Source organism: Bradyrhizobium sp. AZCC 1588, from assembly GCF_036924735.1.
GTDB lineage: Bacteria > Pseudomonadota > Alphaproteobacteria > Rhizobiales > Xanthobacteraceae > Bradyrhizobium.
Genome location: NZ_JAZHSC010000001.1, coordinates 1,080,593 through 1,102,841 on the forward strand (window position 1 = coordinate 1,080,593; position 22,249 = coordinate 1,102,841).

The 22,249-nt window shown below is 63.1% G+C and carries 19 protein-coding genes and 1 pseudogene; 6 read left to right on the forward strand and 14 right to left on the reverse strand.

What is annotated here, in order from left to right:
- Positions 1–61: 61 nt before the first annotated feature.
- Positions 62–1,297, reverse strand: coding sequence for an MFS transporter (locus tag V1277_RS05195; protein WP_334415273.1), 1,236 nt, complete (start codon positions 1,295–1,297; stop codon positions 62–64).
- A gap of 79 nt (positions 1,298–1,376) precedes the next feature.
- Complete coding sequence (locus tag V1277_RS05200) at positions 1,377–2,222, reverse strand: CmcJ/NvfI family oxidoreductase (protein WP_334415274.1); 846 nt, start codon at positions 2,220–2,222, stop codon at positions 1,377–1,379.
- Positions 2,223–2,412: 190 nt separating this feature from the next.
- Between V1277_RS05200 and V1277_RS05205 the strand changes: the two genes are divergently transcribed.
- Positions 2,413–2,544: a hypothetical protein gene (locus V1277_RS05205; protein WP_334415275.1), complete on the forward strand. Its 132-nt coding sequence runs from the start codon at positions 2,413–2,415 to the stop codon at positions 2,542–2,544.
- 201 nt (positions 2,545–2,745) lie between these two features.
- On the opposite strand, the gene V1277_RS05210 is transcribed toward V1277_RS05205, so the two are convergent.
- Positions 2,746–4,029, reverse strand: coding sequence for an IS4 family transposase (locus tag V1277_RS05210; RefSeq protein ID WP_334414870.1), 1,284 nt, complete (start codon positions 4,027–4,029; stop codon positions 2,746–2,748).
- 388 nt (positions 4,030–4,417) lie between these two features.
- Positions 4,418–4,717 carry an HU family DNA-binding protein gene (locus tag V1277_RS05215; RefSeq protein ID WP_057851696.1) on the reverse strand — a complete coding sequence of 100 codons (300 nt, stop codon included), beginning with the start codon at positions 4,715–4,717 and terminating at the stop codon, positions 4,418–4,420.
- A 428-nt stretch (positions 4,718–5,145) separates the two neighbouring features.
- On the opposite strand from V1277_RS05215, the gene V1277_RS05220 reads away from it, so the two are divergent.
- Genes V1277_RS05220 through V1277_RS05235 form a run of 4 tightly spaced genes read left to right on the forward strand, consistent with a single transcriptional unit; the run spans position 5,146 to position 10,227 of the window.
- The gene (locus V1277_RS05220) at positions 5,146–6,762 is read left to right on the forward strand and encodes an ABC transporter substrate-binding protein (protein WP_334415276.1); all 1,617 of its coding nucleotides are present in this window, start codon (positions 5,146–5,148) and stop codon (positions 6,760–6,762) included.
- 24 nt (positions 6,763–6,786) lie between these two features.
- The gene (locus V1277_RS05225) at positions 6,787–7,764 is read left to right on the forward strand and encodes an ABC transporter permease (protein WP_334415277.1); all 978 of its coding nucleotides are present in this window, start codon (positions 6,787–6,789) and stop codon (positions 7,762–7,764) included.
- A gap of 4 nt (positions 7,765–7,768) precedes the next feature.
- The gene (locus tag V1277_RS05230) at positions 7,769–8,599 is read left to right on the forward strand and encodes an ABC transporter permease (protein WP_334415278.1); all 831 of its coding nucleotides are present in this window, start codon (positions 7,769–7,771) and stop codon (positions 8,597–8,599) included.
- Complete coding sequence (locus V1277_RS05235) at positions 8,596–10,227, forward strand: ABC transporter ATP-binding protein (protein ID WP_334415279.1); 1,632 nt, start codon at positions 8,596–8,598, stop codon at positions 10,225–10,227. The genes V1277_RS05230 and V1277_RS05235 overlap by 4 nt, the downstream gene beginning before the upstream one ends.
- A 38-nt stretch (positions 10,228–10,265) precedes the next feature.
- On the opposite strand, the gene V1277_RS05240 is transcribed toward V1277_RS05235, so the two are convergent.
- Entirely contained in the window at positions 10,266–11,570 is a 1,305-nt protein-coding gene (locus V1277_RS05240) for an NAD(P)/FAD-dependent oxidoreductase (protein ID WP_334420287.1), read from the reverse strand.
- Between the two features lie 73 nt (positions 11,571–11,643).
- Between V1277_RS05240 and V1277_RS05245 the strand changes: the two genes are divergently transcribed.
- A complete protein-coding gene (locus V1277_RS05245) occupies positions 11,644–12,498 on the forward strand; it encodes a VOC family protein (protein WP_334415280.1) in 855 nt (284 codons plus the stop codon).
- Positions 12,499–12,641: 143 nt separating this feature from the next.
- On the opposite strand, the gene V1277_RS05250 is transcribed toward V1277_RS05245, so the two are convergent.
- The 9 genes and pseudogenes from V1277_RS05250 to V1277_RS05290 form a co-directional block, all read right to left on the reverse strand.
- Positions 12,642–14,294: a regulator gene (locus tag V1277_RS05250; RefSeq protein ID WP_334415281.1), complete on the reverse strand. Its 1,653-nt coding sequence runs from the start codon at positions 14,292–14,294 to the stop codon at positions 12,642–12,644.
- Positions 14,291–15,001: a cysteine hydrolase family protein gene (locus tag V1277_RS05255; RefSeq protein WP_334415282.1), complete on the reverse strand. Its 711-nt coding sequence runs from the start codon at positions 14,999–15,001 to the stop codon at positions 14,291–14,293. Before V1277_RS05255 ends, V1277_RS05250 begins: the two co-directional genes overlap by 4 nt.
- A 260-nt stretch (positions 15,002–15,261) precedes the next feature.
- Entirely contained in the window at positions 15,262–16,656 is a 1,395-nt protein-coding gene (locus V1277_RS05260) for a hypothetical protein (RefSeq protein WP_334415283.1), read from the reverse strand.
- A gap of 194 nt (positions 16,657–16,850) precedes the next feature.
- Positions 16,851–18,074 carry an allantoate amidohydrolase gene (locus V1277_RS05265; RefSeq protein ID WP_334415284.1) on the reverse strand — a complete coding sequence of 408 codons (1,224 nt, stop codon included), beginning with the start codon at positions 18,072–18,074 and terminating at the stop codon, positions 16,851–16,853.
- 4 nt (positions 18,075–18,078) lie between these two features.
- The gene (puuE, locus tag V1277_RS05270) at positions 18,079–19,017 is read right to left on the reverse strand and encodes an allantoinase PuuE (protein ID WP_334415285.1); all 939 of its coding nucleotides are present in this window, start codon (positions 19,015–19,017) and stop codon (positions 18,079–18,081) included.
- Positions 19,018–19,019: 2 nt separating this feature from the next.
- Positions 19,020–19,433, reverse strand: a complete 414-nt coding sequence (locus tag V1277_RS05275) for a DUF3830 family protein (RefSeq protein ID WP_027536371.1) — start codon at positions 19,431–19,433, stop codon at positions 19,020–19,022.
- Between the two features lie 129 nt (positions 19,434–19,562).
- A pseudogene (locus tag V1277_RS05280) lies at positions 19,563–20,573 on the reverse strand (mechanosensitive ion channel family protein); the annotation flags it as partial.
- Positions 20,574–20,624: 51 nt separating this feature from the next.
- Positions 20,625–21,416, reverse strand: a complete 792-nt coding sequence (locus V1277_RS05285; RefSeq protein ID WP_334415287.1) for a shikimate dehydrogenase family protein — start codon at positions 21,414–21,416, stop codon at positions 20,625–20,627.
- A gap of 4 nt (positions 21,417–21,420) precedes the next feature.
- Positions 21,421–22,248, reverse strand: coding sequence for a carbohydrate ABC transporter permease (locus V1277_RS05290; protein ID WP_334415288.1), 828 nt, complete (start codon positions 22,246–22,248; stop codon positions 21,421–21,423).
- Position 22,249 lies beyond the last annotated feature (1 nt).

A 22,249-nucleotide genomic window follows, 5' to 3' on the forward strand; every position in this document is an offset into this window, starting at 1 on the left:
GCGAAACCCATCACAACACGGGAGGCTGGCATTGATGGGTATCGCTTCCGCTCCACCCATCCTACGTGTACAGCAAGAACACCACGGTCCCCACGATCAAGGCCGCCGCCATGAACAGCAGCACCGCGGGCAGGCCCAGCAGCGCCGCGACCACGCCGGTTGCCGATTGCATCAGTGCGGCGCCCAGGAAGAACGCGAGATTGACGGCTGATAGCGCCTTGCCGGCATTCTGCGCGCCCGCCATTTGCTGCGTCATGCCGAATAGCAGCGGCTGCGTCGATATGGCGATGCCGGTCAGGACAAACAGCCCGGCGTCGACCTGCGCCGGCACGGCGTTTACGCCCAGCAACTCGGAAAGCGGATAATGCGGCGCTCCGGCCGCCATGAGGGCGAGCAGCAGTGCGGCAAAGGAATGCGTGGCGGCCAGAACTTCGCGGCGATGGCCGATGGTGCGATCGACAATCCCCATCAGCAGTGGCCCTGCGATCAGCGCCAGCGTGAACAGGCCGAGCGCGTTGCCGGCCTCGATGCGGCCAAGCCCTTTGACTTCCATCAGCCACGGTCCGCCCCATAGTCCGCGCAGCACCAGCGAGGCCGCGAGTGACACCAGCGCCAGCGCGATCAGGCCGCGCAGCGGTCGCGACAGGCCGATGCGCAGCACCTCGGTCATTTGCGATAATGGCGAGGAGTCGTCGGCATGCGCGGCCGGCTGCCTGGGGACCATTGCGAACACCGCGAGCGCCACGGCGGCGCCGAAACCCGCGGAGATCCAGAACCCGGCCCGCCATCCCCACTGTTCGACAACGAAGGCCAGCGGGCTCGACGACAGCAGCATGCCGATATTGCCGATCGATAGAATGATGCCGGACCACAGGCCGAAGCGCGCCGCCGACATCTGTTTCGCCGCCAGCGTCATCGGGCACATCAGCATGCCCGAGGTGGCGACCCCGAGCAGGAATTGGCCGAACAGAAAGCCCTCCGGCCCGGTGGCCAGACCCGACGCCAGCGCGCCGATAATTGTTCCCGCCAGCAGACTGAGCGACACCGGCCGCACGCCAAAGCGATCCATCGCTGCGCCGACCGGAATCTGCGAAGCGGCAAAGGCGAAATGATAGATCGAGGTCAGGCTCGCCAGAGTCTGCGAGGGCGTTTTGAAATCGGCCGCCATCACGTCGAGGCTGATGGCCGGAATGGTTCGCAGCAGCGTCGACAGCATGTGACCGCAGGCCAGCGCCAGCAGAGCAAAAATCAGGGCGCGGAAATTGACATCCGCACCATCGCTCTTGCCGTCGTCCATGAGCCGTCTCGCCCCAAAATTATTTCGGGGCGAGGTAGCACCAATATGGTGAGAACGCGAATCCGCCCGCTCGCAGCGATCAGGTCCTGTGGAACACCAGCGTTCGCAGTTCGATGCTCTCGCGCGGCGGCGCATCGGCCGGCGTGGTCGGATCGATGAAGGCGGTATGCGGCCCGAACCGCGTGCGGCCGTCGGTTGCGGAATCGTAGCACTTCAACAGCAACGCCTCGTCGCTCCGCATTTCCGGAATGTAGTACCAGCGATGGTTCGGATTGTATTTTACCGAATAGGTTTCGCCACTGCGGTTCGGATAGATCAGGTCGGAAGCGACGAGATCGCTCGCGTTGACCGTCTGACCATCGCACATTGCCAGCGGCGCGTCGCGCAGGGGCCCGCGGATCGGCCGCCAGACGTTGATGACCTGCACCCGTCCCTTCAGAAGCTCGTCAGCCTGATCCGGCAGATGTTCGCGCACGCGGTTGGCGCCTGATTTATCGGTCTGGTCGACATGGACGCGTGTGGCCGGCTGGCGTGGGCCAGCGCCCCTGATGTCGGCTGCGCCCTCCACGCGCTTGCGTACGGTGTGATCGAAGATGAAGACGCGATCGGCTTTGAGCGTCGCCTTCAGGAAAGCTTCCACGGCGGGATAGTAGACGTTCCTCACTTCCTTATCGTCATAGAAATTCCTGACGATGGTGGGATGGCGGACCAGCGCAAAGCCCTCGCGGTCCAAAGAGAGGTTGGCGGCGATCAGGCGCGCGTCGAAGATCGGGACGTTGTGCGGTTCGGGCAGCGCGGTGGATTTGGCTTCGCCCGGCGGCGGATCGAAAGCGTAGGTGCGGGGCTTTCCCGGCGTCGGCGCGAGATAGTTCAGCTCGGCGGTGACGAAGGGAAGCGATTCGAGTTTTGCTTGCTGCAGGCCCATGGTGGTCTCCCGGACTCCATTGTTGTTCTGCTTGATCTTGGCGCGGCCGGAGGGCCCCACAAGGCGCGTTCGAAAATAGCAACATTGCCGTTCCCGGTGGCGGCAAACGGGGAAAATCCTTGTCGAATGCGCCTGCCAAACCGGATGGTATTTCCGCCGCTCACGCGTTCGTCATCGCACAAGAGCGCGCGTGACCAAGGTGATGGCCAGCGAAAGCGGCGAGCACAATATTCTGGTGAACGCCCTGCTGGTCGGACTGATCATGAGCGATCAATGGGTCAAGCAGCACGCCACGAATCGCCCGGCTTGCCGCCTCCGCTAAAGCTACGGCGAGCAAGAGAGAAAGCCTCGGCGAAGCCGTGGCGTAGCCGGGACCGAGCGATCCAGTGCGCCGCGACTTTTCAGTTCGAACTCAGGCTTCCCGGCGTACTGGATCCCCGCCTTCGCGGGGATGACGACCTGTGGCGGGATGACGTGCGCGAACTCTCTCCCCCCGTTCGTCCCTGCGCACGCACTAGGGTTTCTACGCATTTTCGAGGGCTCTGCCAGCGACGATGATTTGGAAGCGAGCCATTCCGTTGTGGAAGGTGATTGGTCCGGGTGGCCGATGCGAGGCGTAGCCGGTCCATCCGCCGAGCTTGGCGATGATCCATGCCGCCCACTGAAGAGTGTAGGGGTGATGCGGGTTCTTCTGAAGCTCGGTCCTGCCTTTCATGGTTCTGTTGATGGCGGCAAGTGTTTCGATTTCTTCTGGCGTGAAGGCGCATTTGACCGGCAATTGTCCACCACCATTGCGGGCCTGAACGAGCTGAATGACGATACATGCTGCTTTAGTGGCGATCGCCACGAGCTTGATCAGGGCTTCGGCGCTTTCGAGCTGACTGTCCTCGATACGCAGACCCTGGTTCTTCAGCGAGCGAAACAACTGTTCGATGATCCAGCGCTGCTTGTACCAGGAGACGATCCGCCAGGCATCGGCCGCATTGGCGATCGAATGAGTGGTCAAGAGCAGCCAATGAACGGGCTCAGCCCCCTTCGGGGGGTGCAACTCGACGACTTCCACGAAGCTGACTTCGACACGCTCCGGCAGGTCCTTCACGCCGGGGCGCGCCGGCCGCTTGAGCACGATGGTTCCGAAGCGCAGCGAGAGGTGGGCTTGGCGACCGCGACGATCCATCCGCTGCGGCAGATCGATCACCGCCTTGTTGCAGAAGCGGGCTCGCTCCACCGCTTGATAAAGTGTTCTGCCGTCGGCCAGCGCATGATCATGCATGGCCCGCGTCAGCAGGTGGACGTTGTCGCCGGGCGTCAACGCCCAGTGCGCAAAGAACTCCCCCTCACGGTCATTGATGACAGTGATCATGCGCGCTGCAGCCAAAACCTCGCAGCCCTGCTCGGCCGTCGTCACCCAGCGCGCCGATTCCTTGTTGGCCAACTCACGCTCGTCGTGAGGGGTCTTAACCGTGCCCCTGCGCGTCCACACCTTGCCGCCGGTGAGGCCGAGGCAGGCCCCGCTGTCGGCATCGACCGCCATCATGGCATGCAGCAACACGCCGCGGGCATTGCCTTTGCCGACTTTGCCCAGTCTACGCCGACGTCCCTGCCGCGTTTGAAACTTGACCTCGCTGGTGTCCTGGATCGCCAGCACATGACGCCCGCTGACCACGGTCGCCGTCTGCCTGCTCCAGCCTTCAATCAGTTGATCGGTCGTGACTTGCGGATTGTTCACGAACCGCCAGTACGCCATGTACGCGGCCCAGTCACCCTGCGCCATCTGGCGCAAGCAGACGCTGCGCGTGCAAAGCATAGCCTGAACAAACGCCGCCCCCTTTTATCGAGGCGAACGTCGCCAAACTCGCCAAGTGATAAATCCGGCTCTCGCTGCATCTCCGACGCTCCTTCGAATCAAAGCGTCAGAAACAGAATCATACAAACCGCAAAGCGGGATAACATCATGACGCACCGAGTCAATCTGTCGCGCCAGACGTGTAGAAACCCTAGTGCGAACGCAGGGACCCATAACCACAGGCCTTCGCTTGGAAGGACGGCGTCTTGCCACGGTGCCGCAAGAGAAATCACGCGGTCGCGATGAGCGCCATTGCGCTCACGCTAGGGGTCCCTGCGGTTCGCAGGGACGACGGGGCGAGGTGAAGAAAACAAAAAGGCCCCCGTCGCCGGAGGCCTTTCCGCTTTTCTTAAACCGCGTCCTTGGCGGCCTTGACCGGGCGGGCCCGGACGATCTTGCGAGCCGGCTTGGCCTTGAACATCATTTCCTCGCCCGTGAAGGGGTTGGTGCCCTTCCGAGCCTTGGTCGCCGGCTTCTTCACCACGACGAACTTCGCGAAGCCAGGAACGAGGAACACCCCGTTCTTCTTCAGCTCCTTGTGGCCGACGTCAACGAGCGTGTCCATCACGTTCTTGACCTCTTTCTTCGAAACTTCGGTGGTGGTCGCGATCTTCTCGATGAGCTGCGACTTAGACATTTGGGTGGCCATGGTTGCTCCATTGATTCTGGCACAGGCGACGATATGTCGGAAACCGCCTAAAAAACAGGGTTTCCGACATTCTGCACAACTATCTCGCTAGTCGAGTTGCAGTGATTCGTCCAATTTTTCCGGGGTTTTTTGGCATTGGAAGCCGTCCGGAGCCTATTTTTAGGGGGATTCAACGAACCCAGACGCCCCATTTCCGGACAATCCCGGGCTGCTTTCCAGTCCCTGTCTCTATCGAGGCGAGCCGTGATTTGCCTTCCGACAGGACAAAATGCGCAGATTGATCGGCCAGTAAGCACGTTGTTTTCTGGAAGGATTTTCCGCCCTGCGCGTTGATTTGAAAATGACTCGCGTTGGCCTTCCATCGTAACATCGCCGCTAAGGCGGACGCGTGAACGGTCTGCCATCAATATCGTGTTCGGAGACTTCGCATGGATTTGACGCGCCTTGAGATCAATCGCCGCACCGCGCTGCTGACGTCGGCAGCCATCGCGGCCAACGTGATCAATCCGATGCGGGCCTTTGCGCAGGAGACGCCGCGCAAGGGCGGCGTGTTCAACGTCCATTACGGCGCCGAGCAGCGCCAGCTCAATCCGAGCATCCAGGCTTCCACCGGCGTCTACATCATCGGCGGCAAGATCCAGGAAAACCTCGTCGATCTCGACGCCAACGGCCAGCCGGTCGGCGTGCTCGCCGAAAGCTGGGAAGCGAGCCCCGACGGCAAGGCGGTGACGTTCAAGCTGCGCAAGGGTATCACCTGGCACGACGGCAAGCCGTTCACCTCGGCCGACGTCGAATTCACCGCCATGAACATGTGGAAGAAGATCCTCAATTACGGATCGACGCTGCAGCTCTTCCTCACTGCGGTGGAAACGCCTGATGCCCAGACCGCGATCTTCAAATACGAGCGGCCGATGCCGCTGAACCTGCTGCTCCGCGCCCTGCCCGACCTCGGCTATGTCTCGGCCAAGCATCTCTATGAGAGCGGCGATATCCGCCAGAACCCGACCAACCTCGCGCCGGTCGGCACCGGGCCGTTCAAGTTCGTCAAATATGAGCGCGGGCAATATGTCATCGCCGATCGCAACGAGAATTACTGGCGCCCGAACGCGCCCTATCTCGATCGCATCGTCTGGCGCGTGATCACCGACCGCTCTGCGGCGGCCGCGCAGATGGAGGCCGGTGAGCTGCACTACTCGCCGTTCTCGGGCCTAACGCTCTCGGACCTGGCGCGGCTTTCCAAGGACAAGCGCTTCATCGTCTCCACCAAGGGCAATGAGGGCAACGCGCGGACCAATACGCTGGAGTTCAACTTCCGCCGCAAGGAACTGTCCGACATCCGCGTCCGCCGTGCGATCGCGCATGCGATCAACGTGCCGTTCTTCATCGAAAACTTTCTCGGCGATTTCGCCAAGCTCGGCACCGGGCCGATCCCCTCGACCTCGACCGATTTCTATCCGGGCCCGAACACGCCGCAATACCCTTACGACAAGGCCAAGGCCGCCGCGCTGCTGAATGAAGCCGGCTTCAAGCCAGGCACCGGCGGCACGCGCTTCACGCTAAAGCTGTTGCCCGCGCCGTGGGGCGAGGACATCTCGCTGTGGTCAACCTTCATCCAGCAGTCGCTGGGCGAGATCGGCATCCCCATCGAGATCGTGCGTAACGACGGCGGCGGCTTCCTCAAGCAGGTCTATGACGAGCACGCCTTCGATCTCGCCACCGGCTGGCACCAATACCGCAACGATCCCGCGGTCTCGACCACGGTCTGGTATCGCTCCGGCCAGCCGAAGGGCGCGCCCTGGACCAACCAGTGGGGCTGGGAAGACAAGAATGTGGACAAGACCATCGACGATGCAGCAACCGAAGTCGATCCGGCCAAGCGCAAGGCGCTCTACGCCCAATTCGTCAAGGAAGTGAACACGGAGCTGCCGGTCTGGATGCCGATCGAGCAGATTTTCGTCACCACGATTACGGCGAAGGCACGCAACCATTCCAATACCCCGCGCTGGGGATCGACAAGCTGGCACGATCTTTGGCTTTCGGCTTAAGCCGATATCCGCCAAGATAGGTCTATGCGCATTCTGAGCCTTGCGGGGCGGCGGCTTGCCGCCTCGATCCCGACCTTGATCCTGATCCTGATCGGCGTGTTCCTGCTGCTGCAGTTCGCACCGGGCGACACCGTCGACGCCATGATGGCGCAGATGGGCGGCGGCGATGCCGCGACCGCCAAGGAGCTGCGCAAATTCTATGGGCTCGACCTCTCGATCCCGGCCCAGCTCGGCAATTACCTCTGGCGGCTGGTGCGGCTCGACCTCGGCTTTTCCTCGATCTACGGCAAGCCGGTGGCTTCGGTCATCCTGGAACGGCTGCCGCCGACGATCCTTTTGATGACCGCGTCGCTGTCGTTTGCGTTCTTCTTCGGCCTGGTGTTCGGCGTGATCGCCGCGCGCGGCGTCAACCGCTGGCCTGATACGCTGATCTCCACGCTTGGCCTGATCTTCTACGCCACGCCCTCGTTCTGGTTCGGCCTGATGGCCATTGTTGTGTTCTCGGTCTATCTGCAATGGCTTCCGCCCGGCGGTTTCGAGGATATCGGGACGATGCGGACCGGCATCTGGCGCGTGCTCGATATCGCGAGCCATCTGGTGCTGCCGACGCTCACGCTCGGGTTGATCTTTCTCGCCATTTATCTTCGTATCATGCGCGCTTCGATGCTGGAGGTTCTCAATCTCGATTACGTCCGCACCGCGCGCGCAAAGGGCCTCGACGAGACCCGCGTGGTGACGCGGCACGTGCTGCGCAATGCGCTGTTGCCGATGGTGACGCTGATCGGGCTGCAGGCCGGCACCATGCTGGGCGGATCGGTGGTGGTCGAAAGCGTGTTCTCGTTGCCGGGGCTCGGGCGGCTTGCCTACGAGTCTGTGGTGCAGCGCGACCTCAATACCTTGCTTGGCATCGTCTTCGTCTCGGCGCTGCTCGTCATCACCGTGAACTTCATCGTCGACCTCATCTATGCGCGGCTCGACCCGCGCATCACGGCGGAGGCCTGACGCCATGGACGCGGTCAAGCGCTACTTCCGAAGTCCCGCCGCGGTCGCAGGCCTGATCCTGCTCCTGATCGTGATCGCGATGGCTATTTCCGCCAGCTGGTTCTACCCGCGCGATCCGCTGGCGCTCGCCGGCCGGCCGCTGGTCTGGCCGTTCTCCAACCCGCGCTTCCTGCTCGGCACCGACAATTCGGGACGCGATATCGCCGCGCAGATCTTCTACGGCGCGCGGATATCGCTTTTGATCGGGGGTGTCGCAACCGCAATCGCGATCCTGATCGGCATTCTCGTCGGCGCCTTCGCCGGCTATTACGGCGGCTGGGTCGACAATGTCTTGATGCGGATCACCGAAGCGTTCCAGACGCTGCCAAACTTCGTGCTGCTGCTGGTGCTGGTTGCCGTGTTCGGCTCGACCTTGACGACGGTCACCATCGCCGTCGGCGTGGTGTCGTGGCCGGCGCCGGCGCGGCTGACCCGCGCGGAATTTTTGTCGCTGCGCAACCGCGAGTTCGTCCAGGCCGGGCGGACACTCGGCATGAAGAATATCCAGCTCATTTTCGGCGAGATCCTGCCCAATGCGTTGCCGCCCATCATCGTCTACGCCAGCGTGGTGATGGCGGTCGCGATCCTGCTCGAAAGCGCGCTCGCTTTCCTGCGGTTGTCGGATCCGAACGTGGCGTCCTGGGGCAATCTGATCGGGCTCGGCCGCGACGTGCTGCGGGTGCAATGGTACGTTTCGGCAATCCCCGGCCTCGCCATCCTCGTTACCGTGCTCGCGGTGTCGCTGGTCGGCCAGGGCCTCAATGATGCGCTCAATCCGAGGCTGAAAGGCCGATGAGCGAGCACGAGACCATCCTCTCGCTCGATCGCTTGAGCGTCCGCCTCCCCGGCGGCGCGGATAGAGCGCATGCGCTATCGGGCGTGTCGCTGGAAATCGCTTCCAACGAGATCCTCTGCGTGGTCGGCGAATCCGGCTCCGGCAAGTCGATGATGGCGAATGCGATCATGCGGCTGTTGCCCAATGAGGTGACGATCGATGGCGGCCGGATGCTATTCGAGGGCCGAGATCTCTGCTCAGCTACGGTTGCCGACATGCGCGAGGTACGCGGCGCCGGCATTGCGATGATCTTCCAGGAGCCGATGACGGCGCTCAATCCGCTGCGCACCATCGGCGACCAGATCGCCGAGATGTTCTCGATCCATACCGAATTGTCGAAGGCCGAGATCGGCGCGAAAGTGTTGGCCCTGCTCGCCGACGTCCGCATTCCCGATCCGAAGCTGGCGGCAAAGGCCTACCCGCATGAGCTCTCTGGCGGGCAGCGCCAGCGGGCCATGATCGCGATGGCGCTGGCGCTCGATCCGAAACTCCTGATTGCCGACGAGCCGACGACGGCGCTCGACGTCACGACGCAGGCGCAGATATTAAAACTGATCCGCGACCTGCAGCAGCGCCGCAGGACCGCAGTCATGTTCATCACCCATGATTTCGGCGTGGTCGCCGAGATCGCCGACCGCGTGGTGGTGATGCAGCACGGCGTCATCGTTGAACACGGCACGGCTTCCGACGTGCTGCACCATCCACAGCACGCCTATACCAAGCAGCTCATCGCCGCGGTGCCACCACTGAACGCGCCTCCCCCGCGGGCGCTTGCCTCTGACAACATCCTGACGATCACCGATGTCTCGAAGACCTATCGCACCGGTGGTTTTCTCGGGCGCGGCGCGCGGGTGACGGCGGCCGTGAAGAACGTGTCGCTCAATCTGCCGCGCGGGGCGACGCTCGGCATTGTCGGCGAATCCGGCTCGGGAAAATCGACGCTGGCGCGCTGCATCGTGCGGCTGATCGATCCGGATACGGGATCGATCGTGCTCGACGGCAGCGACTGGGCGAAAATGCCGCGCGAAGAAGTGCGTCGCGAGACGCGGCATATCCAGATGGTGTTTCAGGACCCGTTCGCCTCGCTCAACCCGCGCCGCAAGGCGGCCGAGCTGGTGGCGCAGGGGCCAATCGTGCACGGCACGCCGCGCGCCGAGGCGATTGCAGATGCGAAAGAGCTGTTCGCGCTGGTCGGGCTGGATCCTTCCGCCGGCGACCGCTATCCGCACGAATTCTCCGGCGGCCAGCGCCAGCGTATTGGACTTGCGCGGGCGCTGGCGCTGAAGCCGGACGTGCTGGTGGCGGACGAGCCGGTGTCGGCGCTCGATGTTTCCGTGCAGGCGCAGGTGCTGAAGCTGCTTGCAGAATTGCGGGCGCGGCTTGGACTTTCGATCGTCTTCATCACCCATGATTTGCGTGTCGCCGCGCAAATCTGCGACCTCGTTGCTGTGATGAAGGATGGGGCGGTCGTGGAGCACGGGCTCGCGGCGGAGGTGTTCGGCAATCCGCAACATCCGTATACGCGGGCGCTGCTCGACTCGATCCCGGGCGGGGAATTCGCGCGGGAGCACGACACGGCGGCGGTGTAGCTCCCTCTCCCCGCGAAGAGCGGGGAAGAGGGAGAAGATCACGCCATCTCCTTGGCATCTCGCCGGCGGTAGACCAGCAGCATCAGCGGCGCGAGCTTGCGGAGGATGCCGTGGCCGACGATCGGCACTGGCTCAGTGAACGGAAGTGCCAACTCGTTCTCCGGCACTCCTCGGACGGCCTTTGCCAGCTCGTTGCCGAGCGGAATCGTCAGCGCCACAGCGCGGCCGTTGCAGCCGGTCCAGCCATAGGCGTTGGGACCAAGCCGATGGATACGTGGCAGGAAATCCGTGGTCATGCCGACATAACCGTTCCAGACATAATCGAACGAGACATCGCCGATCTGCGGCCACAGCCGATGCAGGCGCTCGGTGACGCGCGCCTTGATCCGCTCCACCTTGTTGCCAGGACCGATCACCGCGCCGCCGGTGACCAGGCGATTTCGCGCGTCGTAGCGCGCGAAATAGAGTTCGCCATGGGTATCCGACATCGCCTGCCGGCCGGGAATGATGGTGTTGCGGACGTTGTCCGACAACGGCTGCGTCGCCATCTGCCACGAAAGCACCGGCATCACCTCGCGCGCAATCTCAGGCACCAGCGATTTGGAGAACTCGCCGCTATAGGCATTGCTCGCCACGACAAGCGCGCGGCCGGAAATTTCGCCCTTCGCCGTCTTAACCACCCAGCGGTCGCCCCGGCGCTCAAAGCTTTCCGCCGGCGAGCGCGCGTAAATGCGCGCGCCGAGGCCGAGCACGGTGCGCGCGAGGCCACGGGCCAGTGCCAGCGGATTGATGTGGCCGCCGCTTCTGTTCCAGAAGCCGCCGAACCATGCATCGGAGCCGAGCATGTCGCGCGTCTGCTCGCGCGACAACAACTCAACGGGCGCGCCGAACTTCGACCACTGCCGCACCCGCCGTTCCGCGATCTTGATGCGGCCGGGCGAATGCACGGGCTGAATCCAGCCGGCCTGTTCCCCCTCGGCGTCGATCTCGTAGCGCCTTGTCACGTCGAAGAGATAAGAAGCGCTGTCACGCAGCATGCCGACGAAACGTTCGCCGGCCGCGCCGTGCTTGGCGATGATATCTTCCGGATCGGGCCGCGACAGCGTCGGGATCACCTGGCCATTGTTGCGGCCCGATGCACCCCAGCCCGGCTCCGCGGCTTCGACAATCGCGACATCGACGCCCGCTTCGCGCAGATGCAGCGCGGTGGAAAGTCCGGTGAAACCTCCGCCGATCACGATCACATCGGCCTGCTGCGAGCCGATCAGTTCCGGTAAATCAGGCCCCGATGGCGTCACGGCCGCCCACAGTGAATCGGGCCAGCGGACGTTGCTCGTGTTCATCATGATCCTTTCTTGCAGGCAACTGATCGTTCTGATTAGCTTAGACCGCTAACGAGCCTCAGGGAACAAAAGAGTGGCACTCAAAAACATCATCGGAATAGATCACGCCGTGGTCATGGTGAAAGATCTCGACAAAGCCGCCGAAAACTACAAGCGGCTCGGCTTCACCGTATCGCCGCGCGGCACCCACAGCGCACATATGGGATCGGGCAACTACACCATCATGTTCGACCCCGACTATATGGAATTGCTCGGCGTGCTGGCGCCGACAGAACATAATGCTCCGGCGCGGGCATATCTGGAAAAGAATGGCGAAGGCATCGAGCGCATCGCGTTCACGGCGGTGGATTCCGCCGAAGGCGCGGAAGAAATTCGCGCGCGCGGCTATCCGCCGATTGGGCCGACCGATTTCGAACGTCCCGTGACGATGCCCGATGGCACGGTATCGGCGGCCAAGTTTCGCACCTTCCAATGGCCGACGGCGGAAGCGCCCGGCGGCGTGCGCATGTTTGCCTGCCAGCACAAGACGCGCGAGACGGTTTGGATTCCCGAATTGATGAAGCACGCCAATGGCGCCAAGCGCCTGAAGGAGGTGCTGATCGTCACCCCGGAGCCCGCGGATGACGCCGCGCAGCTCGCGAGCATGATCGATCGTGAGGCACAGGTCGAACCGGACGGCGTCATTGCGGTCCCCTCGGGCGGCGACCGCGCCGACTTCATATTCCTGACAAAGACCCAGCTCAGCACACGCTACCCTGACGTCCCGCTGGCGGAGCTGCCCGAGCGCGGCGGCGCGGGGCTGGTGATTGCGGCCGATGTCGCGGCGGCGGAAAAGGCGTTGGGCGCTACCGGCGTGAAGAGTGCTGATGGCGTTGTGGTGCCGCCGGCCGAGGGCAATGGCACGATGCTGGTGTTTGTCAAGACGTAGCCGTCGCCTGATATTCGCGTGTCCCGGACGCGGTGCAGCGTGCAACGCTGCTCCGCAGAGCCGGGACCCAGAAGCAGCATGGACCCCGGCTCTGCAGCGCACCGCTGACGCGCTGCGCTGCGTCCGGGGAACGCGACGGCCGGTTACTCCGCGGGCGCCGCCGCCGGCACCTCGGGATGTGCGCTGTAGTTCGCGCTTGAACTGGTCTTCGCCAGCGCAAACAGTCCCGCCGCCATCACGGCATAGGCCAGCGCCACGCCCGGCGTAACACCGAGGCCGCCGCCGATGCCGACGGCTTCGCCGTGCATGAAGCCGAAATAGGTCATGATCGCACCGGCCAGCGCGAACGCCGAGGCCTTATGAAAATCGCGTTCGATCACGAACACGCCGATCGCGCCGAGCACGAGGCCGGTGAGGATCGAGCCGCCGCCCATCACTTCCAGTCCGCGATAGAGCACGCCCTGTTGGGGCAGCGCCGATATGGCGGCCGTCTTGACCGCATCGACCTTGTCGGCAGCGAGACCGCCGACGGTTTGCGCCGCAGCCATGCTCGCACCGAGCATGGTGTCGATCTGCAGCTTCGCCCACGCCGCGAGATGCGGTGTCAGCGCCAGCACGATCGCGGGCGCGTGCTTGAGCGGCGTGGTCTGGAACGCCTGCGCGCCGATCAGCATACCGATATAAAGCAAGATCGGCGAGATCGCGACCACCGGCACCAGCGCCAGCAATACCGAGATGATGCCGAACCAGGACAGCAGCACCACCATGATGCCGGTCGCGGCCGAATAGCCGATACGCCCGCCCATCGCTTTCCAGCCGGGATGGCCGATATAAACAGCGTTGATAAAGGGATTGCCCATCAGGCAGCCGATCAGGCTGACGGCGCCGTCGGCGGTCAGCACGCGCGTGGTCGGATATTCGTCGCCGGCGGCTTCCGCGCTTTCGACATTGTCCATGGCTTCGACGAGGTCGTAGATGCCGAACGGGATCGCGGTCACCAGGATGATGCCGAGGAATTCGAAGCCGGAGAACACGTGACCGAAGGCAGGCAACGGCACCGAGAAGCCGAAATTGGCAAAGGCATCACTGAGGCCCTTCAGGCTCAAGCCGCCGAGCCCGAGGCCGAACAGGTTGGAGCCCCAGGCGATCAGCATGCCGGCGGCAATGGCGACGAGGCCCGCCGGAATACCCTTCGGATATTTCACGCCACCGAACCAGCTCACCAGGATGATGGCGAAGCAGATCAGGCCGATCTGCGGCGTCATGTACATTTCCAGCGCCGGCCGCATCGAGATGAAGGTGACGGAGACGCCGGCCAGCGTGCCGAGCAGCGCCGCGCGCGGGGTGATTTTCCGGATGTAGGGCGCGATGAATCCGCCGATCATTAGAATAAAACTCTGGAAGAACACCCAGACTAGCCCCGCCGACCAGCCCTTCACGGGGTCGCCGGTTTTGAGCGTGATCGGCAGCATGATCACGAAGGTGACGATAAACATGTGCGGCACGCTGACGCCGGACGGCAGGGCGCAGACGTCGTTGCGGCCGGTCTTCTGCGCCAGCCTGTAGGCGAGATACGCGTAATAGAACGTCGAGAGGCACATCATCAGGCCGAGCGCCGGCAGGATGCGGCCGAACACGATACTGTCCGGCATCTTCAGCACGAAGCGCAACAGCCCGGTCAGCACCAGCATGTTGACGAGGATGTTGGTGCCGAAGCCGAACAAGGCGTTCCAGTCGCCCGGCGTCCACAGCGCCGGCTTGAAAGTGGATGTACCTGATGTCCCCGTTGCGCTCATCGTGATGCCCCCGCTACTGCCGTTGTTGGAATCTCCGGTAAAAGCGCCTCCAGCACCGCGGCCGAGTCCGAAACCCAGCCGAAGATGCCGCCCTGCGCCTTGATCATCTTCAGGCCCATCTCGTGGAAATCGGGAAAATAGGAGGCACAGCCATCCGCCAGCACCACGCAGCGATAGCCGCGGTCGTTGGCTTCGCGCACGGTGGTGTTGACGCAGACCTCGGTGGTGACGCCGCACACCAAAAGATTCTCGATGCCGTAGCGCTGCAGCACGTCGCCGAGCTCGGTGGCGTAGAACGCGCCCTTACCCGGCTTGTCGATCACGATCTCGCTGTCGAGCGGATAGAGTTCGGGAATGATGTCGTGGCCGGCTTCGCCGCGAATGAGAATGCGTCCCATCGGGCCGGGATCGCCGATGCGCAAGGACGGCGCGCCGCGCTTGACCTTGGCCGGCGGCGCGTCGGAAAGATCGGGCAGATGGCCCTCGCGGGTGTGAATGACCAGCATGCCGGCCGCGCGCGCCGCTTCCAGCACGGCGGCGATCGGCTTCACCGCGCGCGCGAGCTGGCTGACGTCGTTGCCGAGCGTCTCGCCGAAGCCGCCGGGCTCGAGAAAATCGCGCTGCATGTCGATGATGAGAAGCGCGGTCGCGGCCCAATCGAGCTCGATCGGCTGCGGCTCCGCTGCGAGCTTTGCTGAGTTCGCCATGACGTACGCGCCCCGAACGAGAGAACTCCTCGGGAGAAATCAAGCAAAGCGCGTGCCATTGTGTACAATGGCGGCCGGCGGCCGACCGCGGCAAAATTGATCGTTGTTTCAATTCGTTGATTGTCGATACTGAGGCGGTGCACCTTCCGTCCTACGCATTCTGGACGGGCACCTGCTCATTATCTAAGCAAACCGCAATTGCGCGTGCCTGCCACGGGCTGAACGACAACTTGTCTGTCCTGGCGCCGGGCATCGCCTCGCTATGCAGAGGCCGCCTCTAGAGATTGCGAATTCCAGCTCAGCAGCGGGGTCCCGTATGCCCTCCTCCAGACCGTCAGGAAACGGGGAAACCAGGAGTGCGCGACGGCTCCCTGATACGCCCACGTGCGATACTTGAGGCCGTTTTCCGACAGCAGTTCCTGATATCCGCCGTGCGTCTCGGTCGCGGTACGGATGTCTCTCAAAATATCGCGGGCACAGGACCGGTACTTGTCGGTGCCGGAAAATTCATCGTACTCCAGCATGCGATCGGCGAATTCGACGTTGAACGTCGGCCAGCAGGAACGCCCCTGGTAGGCCGGAGCTGCAATCTTGTGGATCATCTTGTTCTGCGGGTTATCCGTGGACACCAGGAAATGTGATGTGTCCGGGATTCGAAACCGCGGCTCGCCAAGTATCAGATCCGTCGTGGCGGCAAACAGCGCGCGTTCGCTCGCCTCGCTCAGATCCCAAAATCCCTGGTGCACATTGACGAAATCAAGCGCAATGGAGGATGCCGCCGGTTCGATCCCGGAATCCAGCGCATGCCTGACATAACCATGCTTGCCGAACAGCCCGAGCAGCTCCTTCTTATACTGCGAAAGCTCGCGTCCGAGCAGTCCTTCGAGCTCGATCCGGTCGATCACCCCTAAACGCGTGCCGCGCACAAAAGTCGCGTAGACGCATGCATTGGTGACGAAGCGCCGGCGCTCGGCGCGGGTATCCGTTGCCGCGGAACGGGGTGCGTTTACGTCACAAAGCAAAGCTGTGAGGCCGTTGTCGTCGAACGGCTGCAACGAGCCGGCAAGTTGAAATATCGCTTTCTTCAGGTCGTCGCGATACCCGGCAAGCAACAAGCGGCCGGCATGCGCGCCTTGTGCCATCGCCAAATGCGAAGATGTCCCTTGGTCCGCGCGCACGATCTGTTCCAGACCCGCGAGGATGCCCAACAGCGTATCCGACGGCAGCGAGAAGTAATTGATGCCGATGTACCGATCGCGGCCTGCGGGAACAATGGTCGTCGTGACGACATTGGAGCGAACGGCCTCAAGCATCAGCCGGACGCTTTTTTCGAGCAAGCGAACCCTGCGGACGGCATCCTCGGAATCCACGATGGTCTCGGGATCGAGCACGTCGGGATAAAACCAGGCAAAGTCACGGGGATAATAGGCGGATGCGTGCGGCGCCCCCGTGACCAGAAAGTCTTCCGTCGGAGAAAAGGCACTGTTGATCGAGTGCCTGTACAGCTCCTCGATCCCGGCCGATGGGCGGTACCTTCTCAGGAAGCGATCACCGAGAAAATTGACGGCTTGAATACCGTTGGCGACACAGGAGGCAAACGGCCCCTGATAAAATCGGTATTCGTGATGTGATGAAAATGAAATATGACGATGCATAGGCTTGGATCAACGACGTCCCGTGGTGTCGATTATCACGTGTTGCTACTCGTGACATCGTCGATTCGTCTTTCTGTCAGATGAATTATGATGTCACAGCATTGTCATAAAGCGGCAGCGCGCAGCGCTCAGGTCAGCTCTTGCATCTGCGCAAATTTAATCCAGACGAACGCTGAAACTTAGGCCTGCCGCCTTTACCTCGGCCGGAAATTTTCGATCAGCCGCAGCAGCACGCGCGCGCCGGCATTGGCATCGGCGGTCTCGACATGCTCCGCCGGGTTATGGCTGATGCCGTCGCGGCAGCGGACGAACAGCATGGCGACGTCGGCGATATCGATCATTGCCATGCCGTCATGCCCCGCCCCGCTCGGCAGTTCGAACACGCCATAGCCTTCGGCCGCAACCGCTTCCGCGACCTGCGCTTTCAGCCAGGGCGCGCAGGGCACGGTGCGGTTCTCATGGGTGACGTCGATCTGCAGCGACAGTTCACGGCGCGCCGCGATCGCCTCGATCTGCTGCACGATCTCGGCAACGGCGCGCTTGCGGTGCGGATCGGCCGGCGCACGGATGTCGAGCGTGATGGAGACTCGCCCCGGAATGACGTTGGTGGCGCCCGGCAGCGCGGTGATGACGCCGACGGTGCCGACCAGACCGGCGCCATCGGCCTTGCAGAATTGCTCGACCGCGACGATGCATTCGGCAGCGCCCGCCAGCGCATCGCGCCGCAGCGCCATCGGCACCGTGCCGGCATGGCCGGCCATGCCGGAGAGATTTGCGGCGAGCCGCGTGGCGCCCGCGATGGCCGTCACTACGCCGACAGGAACGTTTTGCTGTTCCAGCACCGGCCCCTGCTCGATATGCAGTTCGACATAGGCATGCAGCTCGCGGCGGGTGCGCGCCGCCGCACTGATCTCGTCAGGGTCGAGGCCGAATTGCACCATGGCCTCGCGCATCGAGACGCCGTCACGGTCGCGCGCGTTGAGCACGCTTGCGTCGAAGGTTCCCGCGACCGCGCGGCTGCCGAGCAGCGTCGAGGCAAACCGCAGGCCCTCCTCATCGGCGAAACCGACGATCTCGATCGCGAACGGCAGCCGCACGCCGCGCCGGTTCAGATCGGCGACGCAGGCGATCGCGGTGATGACCCCGAGCGGCCCATCCCAATTGCCGGCATCGCGCACGGTGTCGTAGTGCGAGCCCAACATCAGGCACGGCAGTCCCGGGCGGTCGCCTTCGTAACGGCCGCAGACATTGCCGATGGCGTCGAGATGCGCTTCCATACCGGCATCCCGCATCCACGACAGAATGAGATCGGCGGCGATGCGATGCTCAGGCGACAGGAATATCCGCGCCAGATGATCGGGCGTCTCGGAAATCATTCCGAGCTGATTGATACGGCTTACGATTTCATCGCCGAGCATTGCTTCATCCGATATCGAAAGCGCTATCGGCAAGGTGCGACAGATTGGCGTGCCAGTGCTGCGCGATCTGCAGCCGCGTCGGTACCCAGACGCGCTCGTGCGTTCCGATGTAGTCGAGAAACCGCATCAGCGCCGCCGCGCGGCCGGGGCGGCCGACGACCCGGCAATGCAGGCCGACCGACATCATCTTCGGCGCGCTCTCACCTTCCGCATAAAGTACGTCAAAACTGTCCTTGAGGTAGGTGAAGAATTCATCTCCGCCGCCAAAGCCCTGCGCGTTGACAAAGCGCATGTCGTTGGCGTCGAGCGTATAGGGGATGACCAGATGCGGCTTGGAGCCCCGCGACTTGATCCAGTACGGCAGGTCGTCGGCATAGGAGTCGCTGAGATAAAGCAGACCGCCGGCCTCCATCAGAAGCCTTAAGGTGTTGATCGAGGAGCGCCCGGTGTACCAGCCGAGCGGGCGGGCGCCGGTCGCCTCGGTGTGGACGCGGATCGCCGCCGCGATCTCGGTGCGCTCCTCGGTTTCAGACATGTCCTTGTGCTCGATCCATCTCAGGCTGTGGCTGGCGATGTCCCAGCCGGCCTCCTTCATGGCAGCAACTACGTCGGGATTTCGCTGCAACGCCTTCGCGACGCCGAACACGGTGACCGGCAAATTGCGCTCGGCGAAGACCCGCCACAGCCGCCAGAAGCCGGCGCGCGAGCCATATTCGAACATCGACTCGATGTTGGCATGGCGCTGTCCAGGCCAGGGCTGCGCACCCAGCACGTCTGACAAAAAAGCCTCGGAGGCGCGATCGCCGTCGAGAACATTGTTCTCGCCGCCTTCCTCGAAATTCACCACGAACTGCACCGCAACCCGCGCGTTGCCGGGCCACTTCGGATCAGGCGGGTTGCGCCCGTAGCCACGAAAGTCGCGCGGATAGGTCGGCGCCGCCATGATCAGACTTCCTCGAAGCGGATCTTCTGCGCGCCCTTCCACAGCACGGTCTTGCCGAACGCGGTCAGGTTCTCCAACCCCGAAGTCAGGGTGATGAAGTGGTTGCCGGCGAGCTGGCCCATCTTGCTCGCGAAATGCACGCCGCCATAGGCCAGGAGGATTTCGGTCTCGCTGATGCCGCCGGGATAAAGAATGATCTGGCCGGGCGCGGGATAGCTGGTGTGGTTCTCGTAGGAGACGCCGAAATCGAGATCGCCGAGCGGCATCCAGACACCCTCGCCGCTCCAGCGGACGTGGATCGCCTGGCTCTCGAATGGCATCGCCTTGCGAAAGGCAGCGACCGTCTTGGGCGCCAGTTGCTCCTCGAAACGGGCCTGGAAAGTAAATTCACCGGCACGGACAATCAGTTGGCTCATCGATCTCTTCTTCTGGATATAGGTGAGGACGTGGTTCAGCCGTATCCATTACAGCCCGAACAAGCGGACGCAAGGCCCCATTCGGCAGTTTCGGCGAGGGCATCGGAGCCGGGAATTCGCGTGCACGAGCTAGCTGTGGGCCGCCGCCGGGACCGGACGGGACCGCGCGTCGCCGCGCTCGAAAGTGTCGCCGAAGTCGGCGAGCCGGGGCGATATCATGGCACGTTCGCGCGGGAAGGCTTCCGGCATCTCCTCGCGAATGAAGGTGAGCAGCTTTTCCCTGATCTCGCAGCGCAGATCCCAGGCTTGCGGCGCGGATCTGGCGCTGACCAGCGCCCGAAGCTCGATCGACCGCGGGCTGGCCTCGGTCACCTGGAGATTGACCACGGCGCCATCCCACAATTTGGACTCGCGCACGGCCTCCTCTAACCGCTGCCTGATCCGCGAGACATCGGTGCAATAATCGACATGAAGGGTGATGGCCCCGATCAGCGACTGGGTATCGCGGGTCCAGTTCTGGAAGGGACGCTCGATGAAGTAGGACAGCGGCACCACCATCCTGCGCCAGTCCCACAACCGGACCACGACATAGGTCGAGGCGATGTCCTCGATCCACCCCCATTCGTTCTCGATGATGACGGCGTCCTCGATCCGGATCGGTTGCGTGATCGCGATCTGAACGCCGGCGATGAGGTTGCTGAGCAAAGGCCTTGCGGCAAGGCCGGCGATCAGGCCGGCCGCGCCGGCGGAGGCGAACAGGCTGACGCCGTACTGCTTGACGGACTCGAAGGTCATCAGGGCGGTGGAAACGGCAATGATGACAATCAAGATATGGATCACGCGCTTGAAGACACGCACCTGGGTGACGTGCTTGCGGGCGAGAAAATTCTCGTCGGTATCGAGGCGGAAGCGCTGAAGATAGCGCGCGGCCCCCATGTCCACGGCGCGAACCGTGATCCATCCGATCAGCGCAATCACGGCAACGATGAAGAAGTGCCTGAGCTGTTCACGCAGCACGTCGTTCAAGGGCGCCAGCGGCAGCACCAGCGCCACGGCGACGAGACAAAGCGCCAGCCGCGCCGGGCCGGAGACCCTTTGCAGAAGCAGCGTCACGGCCGGCCAGCGCATCCGCAGCGCGCGGCGAAATCGGGAACTTTGGCGTGATGGCACGCGGTTGCGACGCGCGATGGCTCAAGATTCGCCGCGCCAGAATGCAGTCTGCAGGGGCAGTTGGTGTTTGATCATCGCGACGCCATCAGCCACCTTCAGGCCGCGCGCGGCGCAGGCTTGCATGAACTCGGTCCGGCGGGCGGCGATGATATCGAATACGGCGCAATCATCCGGCAGCCTCGCGGGATTCATCGGCAGGGCGTCCGTCTCGCGCAGCCCGAGCGAGGTGGCGTTGACCAAGAGGCCGGCGTCATCGAATTTTTCGTCCAGGCTGATTTCGAGATCTTCGAAGCGGCTGCGGAGTTTTGCGGCAAGAATTTCGACCGGACCCGGCGCTTCGTTCAGGATCCGCAGCCGCTTTAGTCCGGCGGCAGCGAGCGCGTGACAGATTGCCCGGCCGGCCCCACCCGCGCCGATTACGACGCAGCGACGATCGGGATCGAAGATTCTCTCCTCGCGTGCAGCATTCAGGAAACCGCCGCCATCGAAGGATTCGCCGACCAGCCGACCACCAGCCTCGATCCGGATCGTGTTGACGACGCCTTCGAACTCTGCGGCCGGCCCGACTGCATCGCACAGCTCGAACGCCGCCGGCTTGTGCGGCATCGTGAGATTGAAGCCGGCGACGCTCGGCGATTTCGCGAGCGTGCGGATCGTTTCGGAAAGATGTTCCGGCGCGATGTCGAGCGGCACCATATGCCAGTCCAGCCCATTGCCCTGGAAGTAAGGCGTGTAATGGCGGGGCGCGCCGACATGGTCGGCCGGATGGGCAAAGATGAATACAAATCGTGAAGCACCGGTCGGAAGCCGCATCGCCTCACCCTTTCACGGCGCCCGCTGTCAGCCCGCTCACCAGATAGCGGCGCACGGCGAGCGAGAAAATCAGGACCGGCGCCATCACCAGCGAGCCGCCCGCGGCGATCTTGCCCCACTCCCATCCCTCGTAGTTCATGAAGTTGACCACGGCGACCGGCGCCGTGCGCGCGTTGGTCCGCGTCAGGATCAGCGCAAAGAAAAAGTCGTTCCAGGCGTAGAGGAAGCACAGTATCGCGGTGGCGGCGATGCCGGGCGCGACCATCGGCAGCACGATCTGGAGGAAGACGACCCGTGTCGACGCGCCGTCGACCAGCGCCGCCTCTTCCAGCGACGACGGCACGGTTTCAAAAAACGGTTGCATCATCCAGATCACCAGCGGCAGGTTGAAGCTGGTGTAGACCAGCACCAGCCCGGTGACGGTGTCGAGCAGCCCGATCCAGCGATAGAACAGAAAGAACGGAATCGTGAATGCGATCGGCGGCGCCATTCGCGTCACCAGGATAGCGAAGCTCAGCGCGTGCTTTCCCCGCCCCGCCCATCGCGACAACGCGTAGGCCGCGGGCACCCCGAGAACGAGCGCCAGCGCCGTGGAGAGGGACGCACTCATCAGGCTGTTGACAAAGGAGGCCGCGAACGCGCCTTGCCAGAGCGACGCGTAATTTTGCAGCGTCGGCGTGAAGATCAAGGGCGGCGGAAACTGCAGGATCAGGTCGTTGGACTTGAAGCTCATCTGCAAGAGCCAGAGGAACGGCGACAGCAGAACGATCAGCGTCACGCCGATCGCAACGAGCCGGCGCGGGCTGGCCGAACGGCGGACCGGGCCACTCATG

Coding starts and splice junctions, on each gene's coding strand:
- V1277_RS05210 (WP_334414870.1), bottom strand. CDS start 4,029: ATGCTTTGCACGCGCAGCGTCTGCTTGCGCCAGATGGCGCAGGGTGAC.
- V1277_RS05200 (WP_334415274.1), bottom strand. CDS start 2,222: ATGGGCCTGCAGCAAGCAAAACTCGAATCGCTTCCCTTCGTCACCGCC.
- V1277_RS05255 (WP_334415282.1), bottom strand. CDS start 15,001: ATGGCGAACTCAGCAAAGCTCGCAGCGGAGCCGCAGCCGATCGAGCTC.
- V1277_RS05275 (WP_027536371.1), bottom strand. CDS start 19,433: ATGAGCCAACTGATTGTCCGTGCCGGTGAATTTACTTTCCAGGCCCGT.
- V1277_RS05195 (WP_334415273.1), bottom strand. CDS start 1,297: ATGGACGACGGCAAGAGCGATGGTGCGGATGTCAATTTCCGCGCCCTG.
- V1277_RS05250 (WP_334415281.1), bottom strand. CDS start 14,294: ATGAGCGCAACGGGGACATCAGGTACATCCACTTTCAAGCCGGCGCTG.
- V1277_RS05225 (WP_334415277.1), top strand. CDS start 6,787: ATGCGCATTCTGAGCCTTGCGGGGCGGCGGCTTGCCGCCTCGATCCCG.
- V1277_RS05265 (WP_334415284.1), bottom strand. CDS start 18,074: ATGCTCGGCGATGAAATCGTAAGCCGTATCAATCAGCTCGGAATGATT.
- V1277_RS05235 (WP_334415279.1), top strand. CDS start 8,596: ATGAGCGAGCACGAGACCATCCTCTCGCTCGATCGCTTGAGCGTCCGC.
- V1277_RS05240 (WP_334420287.1), bottom strand. CDS start 11,570: ATGAACACGAGCAACGTCCGCTGGCCCGATTCACTGTGGGCGGCCGTG.
- V1277_RS05230 (WP_334415278.1), top strand. CDS start 7,769: ATGGACGCGGTCAAGCGCTACTTCCGAAGTCCCGCCGCGGTCGCAGGC.
- V1277_RS05220 (WP_334415276.1), top strand. CDS start 5,146: ATGGATTTGACGCGCCTTGAGATCAATCGCCGCACCGCGCTGCTGACG.
- V1277_RS05215 (WP_057851696.1), bottom strand. CDS start 4,717: ATGGCCACCCAAATGTCTAAGTCGCAGCTCATCGAGAAGATCGCGACC.
- V1277_RS05285 (WP_334415287.1), bottom strand. CDS start 21,416: ATGCGGCTTCCGACCGGTGCTTCACGATTTGTATTCATCTTTGCCCAT.
- puuE (WP_334415285.1), bottom strand. CDS start 19,017: ATGGCGGCGCCGACCTATCCGCGCGACTTTCGTGGCTACGGGCGCAAC.
- V1277_RS05290 (WP_334415288.1), bottom strand. CDS start 22,248: ATGAGTGGCCCGGTCCGCCGTTCGGCCAGCCCGCGCCGGCTCGTTGCG.
- V1277_RS05260 (WP_334415283.1), bottom strand. CDS start 16,656: ATGCATCGTCATATTTCATTTTCATCACATCACGAATACCGATTTTAT.